The sequence below is a fragment of the Psychrobacter sp. 1Y4 genome, from assembly GCF_051847555.1.
Map to the genome: position 1 here is coordinate 1 of NZ_JBPYDE010000535.1, position 717 is coordinate 717.

Below are 717 nucleotides of genomic sequence, written 5' to 3' on the forward strand. Positions count from 1 at the left end.
GGAGACAGGCGGGCATTACCGCAGATACCATGCCCACCGGTACAACCTGAGCCAAGACGCGTCCCAAAGCCAACCAATAGCCCTGCGACAACCAACAATGGCAAAGAAGTGCTGATCTGTACATTAGGTAGCGGTCTTGCTAGCCCGTACAGCACGGGCGATATGACCAAACCCAGTATAAACAGTACCTGCCACATCTCTACACGCTTGGGTTTTAGCAAACTTGAAAAAATACCACTGATACCAGCTATACGCCCAATGCCCAGCAGCAAGATAACTGTCGCTACCCCTAGCATCAGACCACCTACTAGAGATATCGGTGTAAATGCCTGCCAGTCTATTTGTATACTCATAACGGACTACCCATTTAGGTTTATTAAGTATTTGCTTAACTTTCGATTTATATAAATACATTATATTATAAAATATAATAAAAGGGTAAAAAAATACTGAGCACGTATGATTATAATAACGGCTCAGTATTTTATGATGATAAAGGTTTCTCAATCATAACTACTGGCTTAATACTTCATCCAGTGCGGACTCAAAACGCGCTACGGTACCATCGATATCGGTTAATTTATCCAAGCCAAACAGACCCAAACGGAACGTCTTAAAGCTATCAGGCTCACCTACTTTTAAGGGTACGCCAGCAGCGATTTGCACACCCGCTGCCGCAAAAGCGCTGCCTTTATGCATATCATCACGATCGGTATA

The 717-nt window shown here is 43.7% G+C and carries 1 protein-coding gene and 1 pseudogene; both read right to left on the reverse strand.

All coding sequences use genetic code 11. The annotated features are described in order from the left end of the window. A partial coding sequence (locus tag ACS8FC_RS17405) for a YeeE/YedE family protein (RefSeq protein WP_439297707.1) occupies nt 1–353 on the reverse strand: 353 nt, incomplete at its 3' end. 160 nt (nt 354–513) lie between these two features. Beyond that, nucleotides 514–717 (reverse strand): annotated as a pseudogene (locus ACS8FC_RS17410) (alanine--glyoxylate aminotransferase family protein); the annotation flags it as partial.